Source organism: Nocardia sp. NPDC056100 (assembly GCF_042266325.1).
Lineage (GTDB): Bacteria > Actinomycetota > Actinomycetes > Mycobacteriales > Mycobacteriaceae > Nocardia.
Window position 1 is genome coordinate 214234 of sequence record NZ_JBHJVY010000007.1, and the last position, 16527, is coordinate 230760.

Annotated in this window: 17 protein-coding genes; 5 read left to right on the forward strand and 12 right to left on the reverse strand. The window is 67.5% G+C overall.

Going from position 1 to position 16527, the window contains the following annotated elements; translation table 11 throughout:
• Positions 1-22: 22 nt before the first annotated feature.
• Positions 23-607: a TetR/AcrR family transcriptional regulator C-terminal domain-containing protein gene (locus tag ACFC0O_RS42550; RefSeq protein WP_375968021.1), complete on the forward strand. Its 585-nt coding sequence runs from the start codon at positions 23-25 to the stop codon at positions 605-607.
• Between the two features lie 22 nt (positions 608-629).
• A complete protein-coding gene (locus ACFC0O_RS42555) occupies positions 630-1346 on the forward strand; it encodes an HAD family hydrolase (RefSeq protein ID WP_375968022.1) in 717 nt (238 codons plus the stop codon).
• On the opposite strand, the gene ACFC0O_RS42560 is transcribed toward ACFC0O_RS42555, so the two are convergent.
• The 11 genes from ACFC0O_RS42560 to ACFC0O_RS42610 form a co-directional block, all read right to left on the reverse strand.
• Positions 1336-1908: a dihydrofolate reductase family protein gene (locus tag ACFC0O_RS42560; protein ID WP_364643449.1), complete on the reverse strand. Its 573-nt coding sequence runs from the start codon at positions 1906-1908 to the stop codon at positions 1336-1338. The two genes, ACFC0O_RS42555 and ACFC0O_RS42560, sit on opposite strands and share 11 nt — an antisense overlap.
• A gap of 36 nt (positions 1909-1944) precedes the next feature.
• Entirely contained in the window at positions 1945-2679 is a 735-nt protein-coding gene (locus ACFC0O_RS42565; RefSeq protein ID WP_375968023.1) for an SRPBCC domain-containing protein, read from the reverse strand.
• Between the two features lie 3 nt (positions 2680-2682).
• The gene (locus ACFC0O_RS42570) at positions 2683-3318 is read right to left on the reverse strand and encodes an ArsR/SmtB family transcription factor (protein ID WP_375968024.1); all 636 of its coding nucleotides are present in this window, start codon (positions 3316-3318) and stop codon (positions 2683-2685) included.
• A gap of 60 nt (positions 3319-3378) precedes the next feature.
• Complete coding sequence (locus ACFC0O_RS42575; RefSeq protein ID WP_375968025.1) at positions 3379-4530, reverse strand: lipase family alpha/beta hydrolase; 1152 nt, start codon at positions 4528-4530, stop codon at positions 3379-3381.
• Positions 4531-4586: 56 nt separating this feature from the next.
• A complete protein-coding gene (locus ACFC0O_RS42580; RefSeq protein WP_375968026.1) occupies positions 4587-5066 on the reverse strand; it encodes an SRPBCC family protein in 480 nt (159 codons plus the stop codon).
• Positions 5067-5128: 62 nt separating this feature from the next.
• Positions 5129-6448, reverse strand: a complete 1320-nt coding sequence (locus ACFC0O_RS42585) for a sensor histidine kinase (protein WP_375968027.1) — start codon at positions 6446-6448, stop codon at positions 5129-5131.
• Complete coding sequence (locus ACFC0O_RS42590; RefSeq protein ID WP_364643466.1) at positions 6445-7110, reverse strand: response regulator transcription factor; 666 nt, start codon at positions 7108-7110, stop codon at positions 6445-6447. Before ACFC0O_RS42590 ends, ACFC0O_RS42585 begins: the two co-directional genes overlap by 4 nt.
• 127 nt (positions 7111-7237) lie before the next feature.
• Positions 7238-8491 (reverse strand): DUF1501 domain-containing protein, encoded by a 1254-nt coding sequence (locus tag ACFC0O_RS42595; RefSeq protein ID WP_375968028.1) that lies wholly within the window; start codon positions 8489-8491, stop codon positions 7238-7240.
• Between the two features lie 32 nt (positions 8492-8523).
• Positions 8524-9744 carry a DUF1800 family protein gene (locus ACFC0O_RS42600; protein WP_375968029.1) on the reverse strand — a complete coding sequence of 407 codons (1221 nt, stop codon included), beginning with the start codon at positions 9742-9744 and terminating at the stop codon, positions 8524-8526.
• Between the two features lie 82 nt (positions 9745-9826).
• Entirely contained in the window at positions 9827-10516 is a 690-nt protein-coding gene (bioD, locus tag ACFC0O_RS42605) for a dethiobiotin synthase (RefSeq protein WP_375968030.1), read from the reverse strand.
• Positions 10513-11667: an 8-amino-7-oxononanoate synthase gene (locus ACFC0O_RS42610; protein WP_375968031.1), complete on the reverse strand. Its 1155-nt coding sequence runs from the start codon at positions 11665-11667 to the stop codon at positions 10513-10515. The genes bioD and ACFC0O_RS42610 overlap by 4 nt, the downstream gene beginning before the upstream one ends.
• A 75-nt stretch (positions 11668-11742) precedes the next feature.
• Between ACFC0O_RS42610 and ACFC0O_RS42615 the strand changes: the two genes are divergently transcribed.
• Positions 11743-12054 (forward strand): hypothetical protein, encoded by a 312-nt coding sequence (locus tag ACFC0O_RS42615; RefSeq protein WP_364643481.1) that lies wholly within the window; start codon positions 11743-11745, stop codon positions 12052-12054.
• A gap of 4 nt (positions 12055-12058) precedes the next feature.
• Here the strand turns inward: ACFC0O_RS42615 and ACFC0O_RS42620 are convergent, their stop codons facing one another.
• Complete coding sequence (locus ACFC0O_RS42620) at positions 12059-13327, reverse strand: adenosylmethionine--8-amino-7-oxononanoate transaminase (RefSeq protein WP_375968032.1); 1269 nt, start codon at positions 13325-13327, stop codon at positions 12059-12061.
• 107 nt (positions 13328-13434) lie between these two features.
• Between ACFC0O_RS42620 and ACFC0O_RS42625 the strand changes: the two genes are divergently transcribed.
• Both ACFC0O_RS42625 and glgX read left to right on the forward strand, forming a co-directional pair.
• Positions 13435-14400: a GNAT family N-acetyltransferase gene (locus ACFC0O_RS42625; RefSeq protein ID WP_375968033.1), complete on the forward strand. Its 966-nt coding sequence runs from the start codon at positions 13435-13437 to the stop codon at positions 14398-14400.
• 9 nt (positions 14401-14409) lie between these two features.
• Positions 14410-16527: a glycogen debranching protein GlgX gene (gene glgX, locus ACFC0O_RS42630; RefSeq protein ID WP_375968034.1), complete on the forward strand. Its 2118-nt coding sequence runs from the start codon at positions 14410-14412 to the stop codon at positions 16525-16527.

The window sequence follows — 16527 nt, forward strand, 5'->3', positions numbered from 1 at the left end:
AACACGAAGGGGTCGAATTTCAGTGCAACTGCACCGCACGGACGTGGTCGACGGGGCCATCGCCATTCTCGACCAGTACGGCCTCGCCGATCTGACCATGCGCCGCCTCGCGGGTTCCCTGCACGTACAGCCCGGCGCGCTCTACTGGCACTTCCCCAATAAGCAGGCCCTGCTCGGCGCGGTCGCGGACCGCATCCTGGCCCCCATGGACGAACCGCTCGAAACCACCGAATGGTCCGGCCAGATCACCGAATTGGCGCACCGCCTGCGCTCCTGCCTACTCGCCTACCGCGACGGCGCCGAATTGGTCTCGGCCACATACGCTTCCCGCCTCACCACCAGCAAGGGCCGGGAACGCCTGGCAGGCGCGGCAATCCGCGCCGGCATGACCCGCGAGGAAGCCGAACTGGCGGCCTACACCCTCCTCTACTACGTGCTGGGCCAGACGGTCGACGAACAGTCCCGCATCCAAATGGATTCCGCCGGAGCCCTCCCCGAGGAAAGCTCCCCCCTCTACGACAGCCCCGACGCCACCTCCCGCTTCGACTTCGGCCTGCAACTATTCATCAGCGGCGTCCGCCACCTCCTCGGCACCCGAGTGCGCTGAATCAGCCGCCCCCGCCGCGATCATGCCGACACTGAATGATCCACTCCCCCAGCGCATCCGAGCGGTTGTCTTCGATTGGCGAGGCACGCTCGTCTCCGAACTCGACACCCGCGGCTGGATCCGCGAGGCGTTACGCCTCACCGATCGCGATCACGACGATCACGCCGTCGACACGGTGCTGCGGGCGATTCACGCACCCGAATTGCTTCGCAGACTGCAGTCACCGGAGGGCAACACCAGCGCCCAACGTCACCGTGAGACCTACTACGGCGTTTTCGCCGATGCCGGACTCGACGGGGATGTGGCGGACGCACTGTGGGACATCGACTCGAGCACCGAATACAACCACGTCGCCGCGGACGCCGCCGCCACTATCCAGGCGGTCATCGAGAATGATTGCCGGATAGGCGTTCTCAGCAACATCCACTTCGACATCCGCCCCTTCTTCGACGCCGCCGGACTGCTGGAATCGATCGACGCGTTCATCCTGTCCAACGAGGTCGGCGTGCAGAAGCCGGATCCGAGAATCTTCCGGCTGATGCTCGCCGAACTCGGCACCGATGCCGCCGTCACCCTGATGGTCGGAGACCGGCCCTCCCGTGACGGCGCGGCCAGGGAAGTCGGCATGCCGACCCTGCTCGTGCCGCCATTGACCGACCCCGCGATTCGCCAACTCCACGTCGTCGAAGCTGCCATCGATGCCGGTCGCAACCGGCATGCCGACGCGATCAGTGGATGACGTCGAAGACGTTCTTCTGGAGGCCGTTCGAGTAGGACTCGCTTTCGACCAGCTTCAGTTTCTGGGTGTCCTTGTCGGTGGTGGAGAACAGGCGCTTGCCGGCGCCGAGGAGGAGGGGGAAGACCAGGAGGTGGTAGCGGTCGATGAGGTTGGCGTCGGAGAGGGATTGGTTGAGGGAGGCGCTGCCGTGCACGATGATGGGGCCGCCCTCGGTTTCCTTGAGCTTCGCGACGTCGTCGAGTGAGCGCAGGATGGTGGTGTCGCCCCAATTGGTGACCAGGTCTTCGTCTTTCAGGGTGGTGGAGACGACGTACTTGGGCATCTTCTTGTAGTCGCCGAACTCTTCCATATCCGGCCAGACCGGGCTGAAGGCCTGGTAGCTGACTCGGCCCAGCAGCATGGCGGCGGCCTCGGTCTGTTCGCGGCCCTTGATCTCGAAGGCATCGGGCACGAAGTCGATGTCCTTGAAGGTCCAGCCGGAATTGCGGTAGCCGGGCTCGCCGCCCGGGCCTTCCACGACGCCGTCGAGGGAGATGAACGCGGTGCTGATCAGGGTGCGCATGTGGTTGTCCTTCTGTGTTTCGGATCGTCGGTCGATTCAGCCCAGCAGGGTGCTGAGCCACTGCTGCCAAGCGGCTTGTGCCCCATCGGTTTTCGGGCCGAAGAGGTGGTGGAACATCAGGGTCAGGCCGGTGGGGCCCTGGTGGAAGCTGTAGAGGCCGTCGGCGGTGCGGACCTCGAAACGCTGGTCATCCGCCCACACCACGTCGCCGTCCAGCGGCGGGAGTCCGGGGATCTCGGCGCGCGCCCGCGCGCCGTTGGTGATCGGCGTCGGCAGGGCCAGCGCCGCGGTGAGCGCGGCCCGAACCTGTTGTGCCGACTCACCATTCGCGACAGCGAAGACCGGCACGCCGATGCGGCCCGGGAAGTGCGTCAGGTATTCGCTCAGCGTGTGCAGGTGGAACGGCCACCCGCTGCGCAGCGCGTCGTACTCGTCCTGCCAGTTGTCACCGAGCATGCCGCTGTGCACGACCCGCAGGACGGTGCTGCCGCCGTCGCGACCCTCGAGCAGATATTCGAAGGCCATGAATTTGCCGTCGGCATCGGGTTCGGTGCGGGTGGCCAGGCGCTTGCCCGGGTCATAGGCGGTGACGGTCGATTCCTCGCGGTGCCCGCCGGTGTCCATGGCGGCGAGACCGCCCACGCGCGGTTCGACCTCATTGGCTCCCATGAACCAGGAGTCGATGCCCGGACCGGTGGCGATCGCCTCCCACACCTGTTCCGGGCTCGCGGCGAGAGTCGTCTCCAGTTCGATTTCGAACGGATGCGGCATTGGTCAGTTCTCCTGTCCTGCTTCGGTTTCGGTCTCCGGCTTCGGTGCGGGCACCGGTAGCGCGTCGGGTATCTGATGCAGTCCGACGATCACCCGGTGGCGACGCCCGCCCGCGGCCGATTCATCGTGATAGCGGCTCACCAGCCCGGCCACGGTCTGCGCCAGTTCATCGGCGAAGGCGGCGCGGTCGGCGGCGGAAGCGAATCGCACCTCCGCGTCGATGCCGAACGAGGCGACCCGGCGCTGGGCCCGCGCGGCTCCGGTGAGCAGCGCACCCACCTCCTGCACCAGGCGTGAGCCGAGCGCCAGCAACCAACGGGCCGACAGCTGATCGGGTGAGCGGTCCGGATCGGGACTGATCGCGCCCAGCGCACTCGGCGAGATCACATAGGACGCGGCGATGGCGCGATAGACCCGTTCGGTGACATTGCCCTTGCGCCGTTCCTGTTCCAGCTCGACCAGACCGTGCTTCTCCAGCTCCTTGAGGTGGTAGTTGATCTTCTGCCGGGGCAATCCGAGCCGCCCCGCCAGCATGGCCGCCGAACCGGGTTCGGCCAGCGCGGCCAGGATCCGGGATCGAATCGGGTCCAGGGATGCCTCCGCCACGGCGGGTTCTTCGATCACGGCTACGTCGAGCATGCGCCCAGTCTGCTACCGACAAATATTTTTGTCAAGACAAAGATAGTTGTCGGTGATGAGTCATCTGGGCGGGGCCGCGACCGATACCGGCTGCTGCCGCAGCAGCCGGATGAACGGCACCGCCTGCTGTTCGATGACCGCGTTGTACTCGCGCGGGCGCTGAATCGGATTGGCGTGCGCGGTATTCCGCGTCGTGATGACCAGCAGCGTGCCGTTGACACCGCCGACCTGATCGATGAGCACACGATGCGAGTAGTCGACATCGACGATCGGATCGCGATAGCCGTCATGCGGGCGGATGAAAACGATTGCGGGCCGCGGTTTTCCGGCGGCGGGTTTGGCCAGGGCGCGCAGATCGTCGATCGCGCCGCCCGCCACTATCGCCTTGAACTGCGCCTCGATGAGCCCGTTACTGGCGATATCGCTGTTGAAGATCTTGTCGTGCAGCACCTGCAACACCGCCTCGCGGAATCGTTCCGGGCGGAAGCCGTAGCGGCCGCCGCCCATGAATCGCTCATGGCGGGCGTACATTTCGACGGTGAAGCGCAGCAGGCGGCTTTCCCGCGCGCCGGGAATCCAGCCCGTCCAGCGCAGCATTTCCTCACCCTGATCACGGCTTTCCGGGCGCACGGCGTGCAGATCGACCGGGGTGCAGTCCAGCATGACCGCGAGCACCCGGCGATCACTCTCGGTATGCAGATGATTGGCGATCTCGAGCGCGATGACCCCGCCCATGCTGTGGCCCACCAGGACCACATTCGGCGCGCGGGCCGCCGCGGTGACCTTCACGATCAGATCGGCGATGACCTTGGTGTCGATACCGGTGTTGTCGTAGCGCACCGCCCACACCGAACCGAGTTTGCTCAGGGACGGCAGCGCCTGTGCGGTATCGGTGGCATCGAGCACGCCGAGCCCGACGAGATCGAAGACCGCGGTATCGGACGCGCGCGGATCCGAGGGTCCGGCGATCGGCATGACCGCCGGTTCGGTGCGCGCCAGCCGGGCGCGTTCGGGCATGACATCCCAGGCCAGATACTGGGCGAAGAGGCCGATCAGCACGAGCGGAATCAGGCTGCCGCGCAGCAGGATCAGCCGGGTGCGCCGCCAATCGATCCAGTCGTGGCCGAGGCGGGTTTCGCGCAGGCGGGCCTGCCGCCGTCGATCGTCATACTCAACGGCAGTGGACGGACGTGGATAGCCCGGCAGCGCCATACCAATCCACCATAGGCACCGAACCCGGGATCGCGCAGCCGTCCGTTACGCCCGATTCAGTCGGTCGGCGTGTCCGATTCGGCGTGTTCTGCCAGGTCGGCGAGCTTGGCGAGGGACATGCGGAAGCCGAGTTCATTGTCGTCCGGGGACAGTCCGGGCGGCAGATTCTCATGCTTGGCGATCACCCGGGTGCCGCCGCGCTCGGAGGATAGCGAATAGGTAATGGTCATTTCGCCGGATAAGTCCGGGTTCTCGGTTTCGAATTCGACGCTCTGCACCACCTCCGCATCCGGCACCAGACGCACGAAGTGGCCGTGGAAGGTGTCGGTGTGCGCGGAGGTCTTGCCTGCCATGGTGGGGACGTCATAGGTGAGCGAGATTCGGAAGCGGCCGCCGACGCGCGGGTCGAATTCGTGGATGCGACTCGTCATACCGTCGGGGACCATCCACGTTCGTACCGATCGCGCATCGAGCAGTGCCCGGAAGACATTCGGGCGGGGAGCACTCACGAACCACTCGACGCGGGTGGAGTTCACGGGCGTCACCATACGCCCGGTCCATTGGTTTCCGAGGCCGGTTCGAGTGGACAGCGCGCAGGTCAGAGCTGGGGTGGGGCGGGCAGGGTGAGCGTGGCTAATGTGCCGCCATCGGGGGCGGAACCGATTGCCACCGAACCCGAATGCGCGCGGGCCACCCACTGCACCAGGGATAGCCCGATACCGTACCGACCGCTCGGACCTGTCGCACCGTGCTCGAAGGGATCGGCCAGCTCCGGATCCAAGCCCGGACCGTGATCACGCACGGTGACCGCGTAATCGGCGACGGTGATCTCGATCGGCAGGCCGCCGTGCACCAGCGCGTTATCGATGAGATTGCGCACCGCGAGCGCCAGCAGATCCGGATCCGCCCGCACCACGGTCGGTTCCGATCGCACCTCGATATCCGCCACCCCGGATTCGGCGACCACGCCCTCCACCAACTGGTCCAGGCGCAGCCGCTCCACCTCTAGTTCGCCTATCCCGGTCTCGGTGCGGGTGCGCGCCAGCAGGCCCGTGACCAGGCGGCCCATCCGGTCGGTGAGCTCGCGCGCCTCGGTGACCGCGCGCCGGGTGTCATCCGGATCCCGCAGTGCCGCATCGAGATACAGCCGCAGCGTGGCCAGCGGCGTGCGCAGTTCATGGGAGGCGTCGGCGAGGAAACGCTCCTGTTCGGCGAGCATGCGCACCGCCGGGCGAGTGCTCACCCCGGACAGCACGTGACCGATCAGGGCCGCGAGGGCGATCAGGCCCAGACCGCCGAATTCCAAGGCCAGCACCAGCTTTCGGTGATCGCGCATGGTTGGTTCCGGGTCCGCGCCCGCGAAAACCACCGCGCCGACGGCATAGTCGGCGTCATAGGCCGGAGCCGCCGCCACCCGAATCCGATTACCCGATCGATCGGTCATGGTGCTGAGCACGGTGTCCTCAGCGAGCGCCGTCTGCGCCGCCGCCGCACTCAGATCCTGCGGCAGCTCCGAGCGCAGATGCCCGTATTTCTCATGCCATTTCCCGTCCTGTTCCAGCGATAGCACCACGACCGCCGCATCGCCCTGCGCCAGATCGTCATCCCGCAGCGCCTCCAGATCGAGCGCGCCCTCCTCATTCCAATACACCACCCGCGCCAACCCGGTGACCACCCGATTCACGCTGTCATCGAGCTCCCGGTCCCGCGAATGACTGTCGATCGACGCGGCCACGGTGGCCAGTACCAGTAGGCAGGCGGCCGTGAGCGCGGTGAAAAGCGCTGTGAGCAACCATCGCATCCGCCGCAACCGCCCCGGCGTCGTCGGATTGCGGCGTGGACCGGCCGCGGCCTTGTCGCCGCGCGATCGGAACAGCGCCGCCACCCGGGCGCGCAGCCGAAGCAGCCACGCGCTCACGGGGATTCGGCGATCGTGAAGCCGACGCCGCGCACCGTATCGATGAGCGGCGGATCACCGAGTTTGCGGCGCAGCTGCGCGACCACCACGTCCACGACATTGGAGGCGGGTTCCGCCATTTCGTCCCAACAGGATTCGATGAGTTCGGTGCGCGAGACCACCGTGCCCGCGCGTGCGGCCAGCAACTCCAGCACCCCGAACTCCTTGGGCGTCAAGGTGAGTAGCACGCCCGCGCGATGCACCTTGCGGCGCGGGCGATCGACGGTGAGATCGCCGAGCGTGGTCCGGGTCGGCGCGGGCGGTTCCCGGCGGCGGCACAGCGCGCCCACCCGCGCGGTGAGCTCATCCATGGCGAACGGTTTCACCACGTAGTCATCGGCCCCCTGCGCGAACCCGTCCAGCCGATCCGCCAGCGCGTCCCGCGCGGTGAGCATTACCACCGGCGTCCGCTGTCCGGACTCCCGATGCGCCTTCACCAGATCCAGCCCGTCCCCATCGGGCAGCCCGCGATCCACGACCAGGCAGTCATAGGCATTGACCGCGATCTTCAGATCCGCGTCGGCGTAATCGCGGGCCAGATCCACCGCGAACCCGGCCGCGCGCAGCCCGGCGGCCACTTCGTCGCCCAGCCGCCGATCGTCCTCACACACCAACACCCGCACTTTCGCCATTAGAGCATCACCCCCGACGCCCCGGCCAGCACACGCACGGTGTGCCATCCAACAATCAGGCACACGTCCAGGTCAGCGCACGCAGCAGCCGACCACGTCTCGAGGCGGGACGCCGGGCTCATGCGGCGATCACGCCGGGGATGGGGCGGGGGAAGCCGGGGAGAACGTCGGAGGCGGGGATGCCGAACCAGGATTCGGCGAGGGTGGCGTAGTACTCGGTCATGTGGACGGTGGCGCGCAGGTTGTCGTCGGGGTCGAGGGTGCGCAGGGAGGGCAGCGCGCCGAAGACGCCGGTATTGGTGGGGCCCAGGAGCAGGGCGGTGCCCGCCGCGCCGTGGTCGAGGCCGTCGGAGCCGTTATCGGGGACGCGGCGGCCGAATTCGCTGTAGGCGGCGATGAGGACACGGTCGGCGATACCGCGCGCGGCCAGGTCCGTGCGCAGGGCGGCAAGCGCGGCGTCGAGGTCGCGCATGAGCAGGGCGTAGCGCGCGGGATGCGATGTGTGGGTGTCGAAATCCGCGCCCACCGGGACGTGGACTATGCGCAGGCCGTGCTGGTCGTCGGCGAGAAGTCGTGCGGCCAGGCGCAATTGGATACCGAGGTCGGTGTCCGGATAGCCCGCGGCGGCGGGTGAGAGGGTGGCGGCGACATCCGAGAAGCGCAGGGCCGATGCGGTGCCCGCGCGAGCGGTGGCCAGCAGCGGGGTGTCCGCGCGGTCCGGATGCGACATGGCGCGCTGGGCCGCGAGCCACGCCGAGCGCAGATTCTCATCCTCGAAAACCGGGAAGAGACCGTCGTTTCCGGCATCCACCGACAGCGTGGTGACGTGTTCGCAGGCCAACGCCTGGGTCGCGCCGACACCGAGGGAGACACCGACCGCCGGGACGCTCGGATCACCGAGGTGATCGCAGAGCCTGCCGAGGAATCCGGTGGCCGGGCGGGTGCTGCCGGTCGGATCACCGGTCTGCCAGCGGTGCAGCATTTCGAAATGCGAGAGATCGGGTTGGGCGACACCGACACCCGGAATCACCGAGACGCCTCCTGCCGCCAATTTCGAGAGTTCGGGGTGCAGCCCGATCGCATTGTCGATCGCGTGCACCGCGTCGGCTCGAATGGCGGTGGCGGGGCGCAGATCCCGGTAGCGGGAATCGGTATAGGGCACGGCCATGGACAAACCGTCACTGCCACCGGCCATTTCGATCACCAGCAACCGCCGCAGCTCGGGTGCGGCCGCGCGCACGGGCGGGGACGGCTGCCAGAGATCCGGGGGTTGCCAGGACAGCGTGCGCACGGCCGCGATGCCCGCCGTGGTGGCGGCCACGCCCAGGCCGACACCGGCCCGCAATGCCGTGCGCCGAGTCAACGAGACCATGAGTTTCCCTACTGTGCGGGCGCACCGGCCGTTCAGGCCAGTGCGAATTCGGGTGAGGTGAGGGTGAGCGCGAGCAATCCGGTCGCGGCCTGTTCGGGATCGCGGCGCAGTGCGAACGCGAGATCGCGTGCGGCGACGGCGGTTTCCGGTGTCACATCGTGGATTCCGGCACGCGCGAATACCGCCGCGACAGGATCCGCCGCCGTGGCCAATTCGGGAATCACCGGCGCGTCCACCGCGAGCGCGGCGCGCGCGACCGCGCTGCCCGGACCCAGCAGCGTGCCGCCGAGCGGCCAGCCCGCGACATTGGGCGGATAGAACGGGGACTGGCCGAGCGCGGTCATATGCTCGAAAGCCGCTGCCGGATCATCGATTCCGCACACCGCGAAGGCCGCGGTGACCCATTCGACCGGGTAGCGGGGGCGGGTGCGCACGGCGGTGCGAAACGATTCATGCCGCACGATGGCCTCCACCAGCGGCCGAATCTCCAAGCGCGCCCGCGTGAATACCTCGGCCAGCTCCCCGAGCCGCTGGTCGCCGGGCCACTCCCCCAGCAGGAAGGCATGCAGTTTCGCGGCGATGAGCCGGGCGGTCTCCGGCTGATCGCACAGCACGTCCACGGCGTCGTGCACATTGGTCACCGGGCGCGAAAGCAGCTGCACCGCAGTCTGATTCCCGGATTCGCGATCGAATACGGCCTTACCGTCGTCATCCACGCTCCACCCGGACAGCGCCGCCGCCGCGGCCTTCACATCGGCCTGCGAATAGCTCCCACGCCCAATGGTGAACAGCTCCATGAGTTCTCGCCCGTGGTTCTCATTCGGTGCGGAGGCCACCGAGCCCGCCCCGTCCAGCCACTGCAACATGGCCGCGTCGACGGTGATCGCCTGCGCCAGCGCCCGGAAATTCCCCAGTGCGTGCTCGCGCAGCAGTAAATGCTGCCGCCACATGAGATCCCAGGTGTCGACCTTGTCGTGGCTGGAGGTGAAATGCCCGTGCCAGAACCACACCAGTTTCTCGTGTAGGCCCGCCGCCGGATCGGCCATGAGCCGCAGCCAGCGCACCGCCGGTCCATCCGCCCCGGCTTCGGCGAGTTCGTCGAACACCGGCGCGGCGGGTATCAGCGGCCGCGCGTCCAGCACCGCGTCGAGGGTGCCCCCGACCCCGCGCGCCGCGAACGCCTCGGTCATCCCGGGAAACGGGCCGAAGGTGGTACGCCGCAATACATGCGCCACAGCGGCGAACTCGTCCATGCACTCACGGTCGCAGTGGGCTCATTAGGAAATCGTGAGGCCGGGAGAATGGCTGCCGGGATGACGCGGGGGGGGGGGGGAGTTAGTTGGCCGGGTGCAGGTGGCGGGCGGTCCAGGCGGGGTCGAACCAGGTGGGGGCGGTGGTGGTGAAGCGGTCGGTGGACCAGGAGCCCGCGCCGGCGGGGAGGGTGCCGATGATGTCGACGCCGGTGACGGCGGGGAGGTCGGTGCGGTTGCAGTCGGCGGCGAGGTCGGGGGTTTCGGGCCAGGAGCCGATGACCAGGCCCGCGCAGTGGACGCCCGCGGAGTGCAGGGTGCGGGTGGTCAACTCGGTGTGGTTGAGGGTGCCGAGTCCGGCGGCGGCGACCACCAGGACGGGGGCGTCGAGTTTTTGGGCCAGGTCCAGGAGGGTGAATTCGCCCATGCGGACGAGCAGTCCGCCCGCGCCTTCGACCAGGGTGAGGTCGGCGTCGGCACAGGATTCGATACCGGCCACCGTTTCGGCCAGGGTAAGCAGCGGCTGACCGCAGCGGCGGGCCGCGGTATCGGGGGCCAGGGGTTCGGGATAGCGGGCCAGTTCCACCGTGCGGGTGATACCGCTGAGCCGGGTGATCTCGGCGAGATCGCCGGGTTCGCCCGGGGCGATACCGGTTTGGGCCGGTTTGACCACGGCCACCCGTGCGCCCGCCGCGGCGGCGGTGGCCGCCAGGGCGGCGGTGACGATGGTTTTGCCGACATCGGTCGAGGTGCCGGTGATGAAGAGCAGACTCATGAGGCGACAGCCGTCCGTTCGCGTGCTTGCGCCAGCACTTCGCCGAGAATCGTTGCGATGGTGGCGATGTCATTGTCGGTGAGGTTCGCGCGCGCGGTCAGCCGCAGTCGCGACGTGCCCTCGGGCACCGAGGGCGGCCGGAAGCAGCCGACGCTGAGCCCGCGGGCCAGACACGCCTGGGCGGCGTCGTAGGCGACCTGCGCCTCACCGAGCACCACCGAGACCACGGCCGAATCAGGTTGCGGCACACCGGCGATGCGCGCCAGATCGGCGGCCCGCTCCAATACGCGCGCGGCCATACCTGGATCGCGGCGCAACACCCGCAGCGCGGCGCGCGCCGCACCGACCGCGGCCGGAGCCAGTCCGGTATCGAAGATGAACGTCCGCGCCGAATCGATGAGGTGCGCCCGCACCCGGGCACTGGCCAGCACCGCACCACCCTGTGCCGCAAGGGCTTTGGACAGCGTCGCGGTAATCACCAGATCGGGTTCCCCGGCCAGGCCGACCTCGTGCACCAGTCCGCGCCCGCCGTCGCCGCGCACGCCGATGCCGTGCGCCTCGTCCACGATCAGCACCGCGCCATTGGCCCGGGTCACCCGATGCAGTTCGGCCAGCGGCGCGAGATCACCGTCCGCGCTGAAGACCGAATCGGTGAGCACCAGCGCCCGCTCCTCGGTGCGCTCGGCCAGCAACCGGTCCACCGCGCCCGGATCCCGGTGCGCGGCAACCTCCACGCGCGCCCGCGACAACCGGCAGGCGTCCACCAGTGAGGCGTGACTGCCCGCATCGGACACCACCAGCGATCCGCGCCCGGCCAGTGCCGTGACCGCGCCCAGATTCGCCGCGTATCCGGAGGCGAAGACCAATCCCGCTTCGGCCCCGACGAATTCGGCGAGTTCGGTCTCCAGCAGTTCGTGTTCGGCGGTGGTCCCGGTGACCAGACGGGATCCGGTCGAGCCCGCGCCCCATTTGCACACCGCGTCGACGGCTCCGTCGATCACCTCGGGATGCCGGACCAGTCCGAGGTAGTCGTTGGAGGCCAGGTCGATGCTCGCGGTCTCGGGTGCGCGGGGGCGTAGCTCGCGGCGCAGTCCGGCGTCCACGCGCTCGGCGGCGCGTTCGTCCAGCCAGCTCAAGGGATCGGCACTCACAGCTCCGCAGCATACTTGAACACCGTTCAGGAGGCATCCGCCGGGCTATGCTGGATGCTATAAGGAGGCTGCGCGATGCCACGATGGGCAATAGTGGTCGAGCAGACGACCGGCTTCGGAGACAGTAAGAACTGGTCGCCGAAGGTCATCACCGAAGTGGTCGGCACCCGCGAGCAAGCTCTCGCCAAGCTGCCCGATCTAGTACAGAAATTCATTCCCGATCATCCGAAATTGATCAGCCGCCGCACGATCCTGCGCGACGGCGACACCTTCATGTTGATCGCACGCGGTTGGTCCGACGACTACCACTGCGTCTTCCGCGTCTGGGAAGTGCTGTCGGACACCGAGAATCCCGAACGAGTCCGGGAGAAACGCGCCAGTCGCTGAGCGCTCACACCGCCGCGGCGGCGAGCACCGCGGTGGTGATGCGCTCCACGTCCCGAGTCGAACTGATGAAGGGCGGCATGGTGTAGATCAGGTTGCGGAACGGCCGCAACCACACGCCGCATTCGACCGCGGCATGCGTGGCTTTTCGCATGTCCACGTCATGGTCGAGTTCGACGACGCCGATCGCGCCGTGCACGCGAACGTCGGCGACCCCCGAGATGTCAAGGGCGGGAGTCAAACCCGATCTCAGTCCGGCCTCGATCGCGCGCACCTCGCCCCGCCAATCGCGGGACAGCAGCAGTTCGATGGAGGCCACCGCGACCGCGCACGCCAGCGGATTGCCCATGAAGGTCGGCCCGTGCATGAGCCCGCCGTGCGATCGGCTGATGGTCTCGGCGATCTCCGAGGTGCACAGTGCCGCCGCGAGTGTCATGTACCCGCCGGTGAGCGCCTTGCCCACGCACATCACATCGGGCCGCACCCCGGCCGCCTCGGCGGCGAAAAGCGTTCCGGTGCGGCCGAATCCGGTGGCGATCTCATCGAAGACCAGCAGCACGCCGTGCGCGTCACAGAGCCTGCGCAGATCGGCGAGATAGCGCGGATCGTGGAAGCGCATACCGCCCGCGCCCTGCACCACGGGTTCCACGATCACCGCGGCCAATTCGGCTGCGTGCGTGCGGATCAGCCGTTCCAGTTCCGAAACGTATTCCGGGACATAGTCGCTCGGCGGTGCGGGCGCGAAGATCTGCTGGGCGAGCACATCGGTCCAGAGCGCGTGCATACCGCCCTCGGGATCACACACGCTCATGGGTGTGAAGGTGTCGCCGTGATACCCGCCGCGCCAGGTGAGCAGCCGGGACTTCTCCGGATGCCCGAGCGCGCGCTGATATTGCAGGCACATCTTCACCGCGACCTCGACAGATACCGAGCCGGAGTCGCACAGGAAGACCTTGTCCAGTCCCTCGGGCGTGAGCTCGACCAGCAGCTGGGTCAACCGCGCCGCGGGCTCATGGGTCAGCCCGCCGAACATCACGTGACTCATCCGCCGCGATTGCGCGAGCAGTGCCGCGTCCAGCACCGGATGCTGATACCCGTGCACCGCCGCCCACCACGAACTCATCCCGTCGACGAGTTCGCGGCCGTCGGCCAGGGTGAGCCGGGTACCGGACGCGGAGGCGACGATCAGCGGTTCGGTGGTCGCCGGGAATCCGCCGTACGGATGCCAGACGTGCGCGCTGTCGATCGCGGTGATCTCGTCGGGTGTCAGTGCCACAGGGAATCCTTCACGAGGCGGCTTGAACACCGTTCAAGTTACCAGAACCGGCCCGTGACTAGCAGCGGCGGCATATTCTTTGACAGAGTCAAAGGATTGGGGACAGCATGACGACCGCCGAACGCTCCGTGACCGCCGACCACATCACCGCCGTCCGGTCCTTCAACCGGCGCTACACCCGCGTCATCGGGGTGCTGCAGGGCGGCCTGCTCGGCACCGAACATTCGCTCACCGAAGCGCGAATCCTGTTCGAACTGGCCAATTTCGGTGCGGCCGAAGTGGTGGATCTGCGCCGCGCCCTGGATCTGGACGCGGGCTATCTGAGCCGCATCCTGACCCGCTTCCAGGACAAGGGATTGATCGCGCGCCGCCGCTCGGACAGCGACGGCCGCAAACAGGTGGTCGAGCTGACCGATAAAGGCCACGCGGCCTTCGCCGAACTCGACGGCCTGACCCAGCGGCAGATCGGCGAACTGCTGGAATCGCACTCCCCCGGCACGCGCGGGCGGCTGATCGGCGCGATGCACACCATCGAGCAGATTCTGGACGCCGACTCCGAGCCCGATCCCGCCGCCGTGCTGGTGCGCGCACCCCGCCCCGGCGACCACGGCTGGGTGATCGAACGCAATGCCGTGCTCTACAGCCGCGAGTACGGCTGGAACGGCGACTACGAAGCGCTGGTCGCGCGGATCGTCGCCGACTTCCTGAATTCCCATGACCCGCAACGGGAACGGGCCTGGATCGCCGAATACCAGGGTAATCCGGTCGGCTGCGTCTACTGCATGCGCGAGGACGACGACACCGCCCGGCTGCGGCTGCTACTGGTGGAACCGACCGCCCGCGGCCTCGGCGTCGGCAGCGCACTGGTCGACGAATGCCTGCGCTTCGCCACCGCCGCCGGCTACCGCGAACTGGTGCTGTGGACCAATGACGTACTCACCTCCGCGCGGCACATCTACCAGCGCGCCGGATTCGAACTGGTGGAATCGAATCCGCATCACAGCTTCGGCGCCGATCTGATCGGCCAGACCTGGCGGAGGGCACTTGATTCGGGGGTCGATCCGGACCGATAGGGTCTGGGCATGGCTCCCGCGACTACCGACACGGCACCCCCGGGTGTCTGGCCGGGAACCGCCTACCCGCTGGGCGCCACCTACGACGGAGCAGGCACCAATTTCTCGGTGTTCTCCGAGGCCGCCAAGCGCGTCGAGTTATGCCTGCTCGGCGACGACAATCGCGAGACGCGCGTACCCCTGGACGAAGTCGACGGGTACGTCTGGCACGCCTATCTGCCCGGTATCGCCCCCGGTCAGCGCTACGGATTCCGGGTGCACGGCCCGTTCGATCCCGCGCGCGGACTGCGCTGCGATCCCAGCAAACTGCTGCTGGACCCGTACGGCAAGGCGTTCGAGGGCGATTTCGGGGCCGATGCCGCGCCCTACAACCACGGGCAGAACACCCTCGGGCACACCATGACCGGGGTCGTGATCAACCCGTTCTTCGACTGGGCCGATGATCGCGCGCCCAAACGCCCGTACCACGAGACGGTCATCTACGAGACCCACGTGAAGGGTATGACCATCACCCATCCGGACGTACCGCCGGAATTGCGCGGCACCTACGCGGGCATGGCGCATCCGGCGATCGTGGCGCATCTGCTGAGCCTGGGCATCACCGCGGTGGAACTCATGCCGGTGCACCAGTTCCTGCACGATCGGCTGCTGCTGGATCGCGGACTGCGAAACTACTGGGGCTACAACAGTTTCGGCTACTTCGCTCCGCACCTGGAGTACGCGTCGAGCAAGACGCCCGGCGCGGCCGTCACCGAATTCAAGGCCATGGTGCGGGCGCTGCACGCGGCGGGCATCGAGGTGATCCTGGATGTGGTCTACAACCACACCGCCGAGGGCAATGAATTCGGGCCGACGCTGTCGTTCCGGGGGATCGACAATGCCGCGTATTACCGTCTGGTGGACGATGATCCGCAGCACTACATGGATTACACCGGCACCGGCAACAGCCTGAACGTGCGGCATCCGCACACCCTGCAGCTGATCATGGATTCGCTGCGCTACTGGGTGCTCGATATGCACGTGGACGGATTCCGCTTCGATCTGGCCGCGACCCTCGCGCGGGAACTGCACGATGTGGACCGGCTGGCCACCTTCTTCGATCTGGTGCACCAGGATCCGGTGGTGAGCCAGGTGAAACTCATCGCCGAGCCGTGGGATGTCGGCGAGGGCGGCTATCAGGTCGGCAATTTCCCGGTCGCCTGGACCGAATGGAACGGGAAATACCGTGACACCGTGCGGGATTACTGGCGCGGACAACCAGCGACGCTGGGCGAGTTCGCATCCCGGCTCACCGGTTCGTCGGATCTGTACGAGGCGACCGGGCGCAGACCCAGCGCCAGCATCAATTTCGTCACCGCGCACGACGGCTTCACGCTCGCGGATCTGGTGTCCTACAACGACAAACACAATGACGCCAATGGCGAGGGCAATAACGACGGCGAGAACTACAACCGCTCCTGGAACTGCGGCGTCGAGGGTCCCAGCGATGATCCGGAGATAATCGCCCTGCGCGCCAGGCAATCTCGCAATCTGCTCGCCACCCTGCTGCTGTCCCAGGGCACCCCGATGCTGCTGCACGGTGACGAATTGGGCCGCACCCAGCACGGCAACAACAATGTCTACTGTCAGGACTCACCGCTGTCGTGGATGGACTGGTCCCTCATGCACACCAATACCGATCTGCTCGACTTCACCCGGCGCGCGGTGGCGATCCGCACCGCGCACCCGGTGTTCCGGCGGCGGCGATTCTTCGACGGACGGCCCGCGACCACCCATGACCATCCGGACGACATCGCCTGGTTCACCCCCGCGGGCACCGAAATGACCGATGCCGATTGGGAAACCGGCTTCGGCCGCACCCTGACCGTGTTCCTCAACGGTGACGGCATCCGCGAACCCGGGCCCCGTGGCGAGCGCATTTCCGACGATTCGTTCCTGCTCTGCTTCAATGCCCATGACGCCGGAATCGATTTCACCCTCCCGCCCGCCGAACACGGTGCGGTCTGGAAGGTGGAGCTGGACTGTTCGACACCCACCGGTGCCGCCGCCGACGATCAACCCCATAACGCCTCGTCCACCATGGCAGTGCCCGCACGCTGCCTACTCGTACTGCGCCGTACGGCATGA

Coding starts and splice junctions, on each gene's coding strand:
- ACFC0O_RS42555 (WP_375968022.1), top strand. CDS start 630: ATGCCGACACTGAATGATCCACTCCCCCAGCGCATCCGAGCGGTTGTC.
- ACFC0O_RS42560 (WP_364643449.1), bottom strand. CDS start 1,908: ATGCGCACCCTGATCAGCACCGCGTTCATCTCCCTCGACGGCGTCGTG.
- ACFC0O_RS42565 (WP_375968023.1), bottom strand. CDS start 2,679: ATGCCGCATCCGTTCGAAATCGAACTGGAGACGACTCTCGCCGCGAGC.
- ACFC0O_RS42570 (WP_375968024.1), bottom strand. CDS start 3,318: ATGCTCGACGTAGCCGTGATCGAAGAACCCGCCGTGGCGGAGGCATCC.
- ACFC0O_RS42575 (WP_375968025.1), bottom strand. CDS start 4,530: ATGGCGCTGCCGGGCTATCCACGTCCGTCCACTGCCGTTGAGTATGAC.
- ACFC0O_RS42595 (WP_375968028.1), bottom strand. CDS start 8,491: ATGGTCTCGTTGACTCGGCGCACGGCATTGCGGGCCGGTGTCGGCCTG.
- ACFC0O_RS42600 (WP_375968029.1), bottom strand. CDS start 9,744: ATGGACGAGTTCGCCGCTGTGGCGCATGTATTGCGGCGTACCACCTTC.
- bioD (WP_375968030.1), bottom strand. CDS start 10,516: ATGAGTCTGCTCTTCATCACCGGCACCTCGACCGATGTCGGCAAAACC.
- ACFC0O_RS42615 (WP_364643481.1), top strand. CDS start 11,743: ATGCCACGATGGGCAATAGTGGTCGAGCAGACGACCGGCTTCGGAGAC.
- ACFC0O_RS42625 (WP_375968033.1), top strand. CDS start 13,435: ATGACGACCGCCGAACGCTCCGTGACCGCCGACCACATCACCGCCGTC.
- glgX (WP_375968034.1), top strand. CDS start 14,410: ATGGCTCCCGCGACTACCGACACGGCACCCCCGGGTGTCTGGCCGGGA.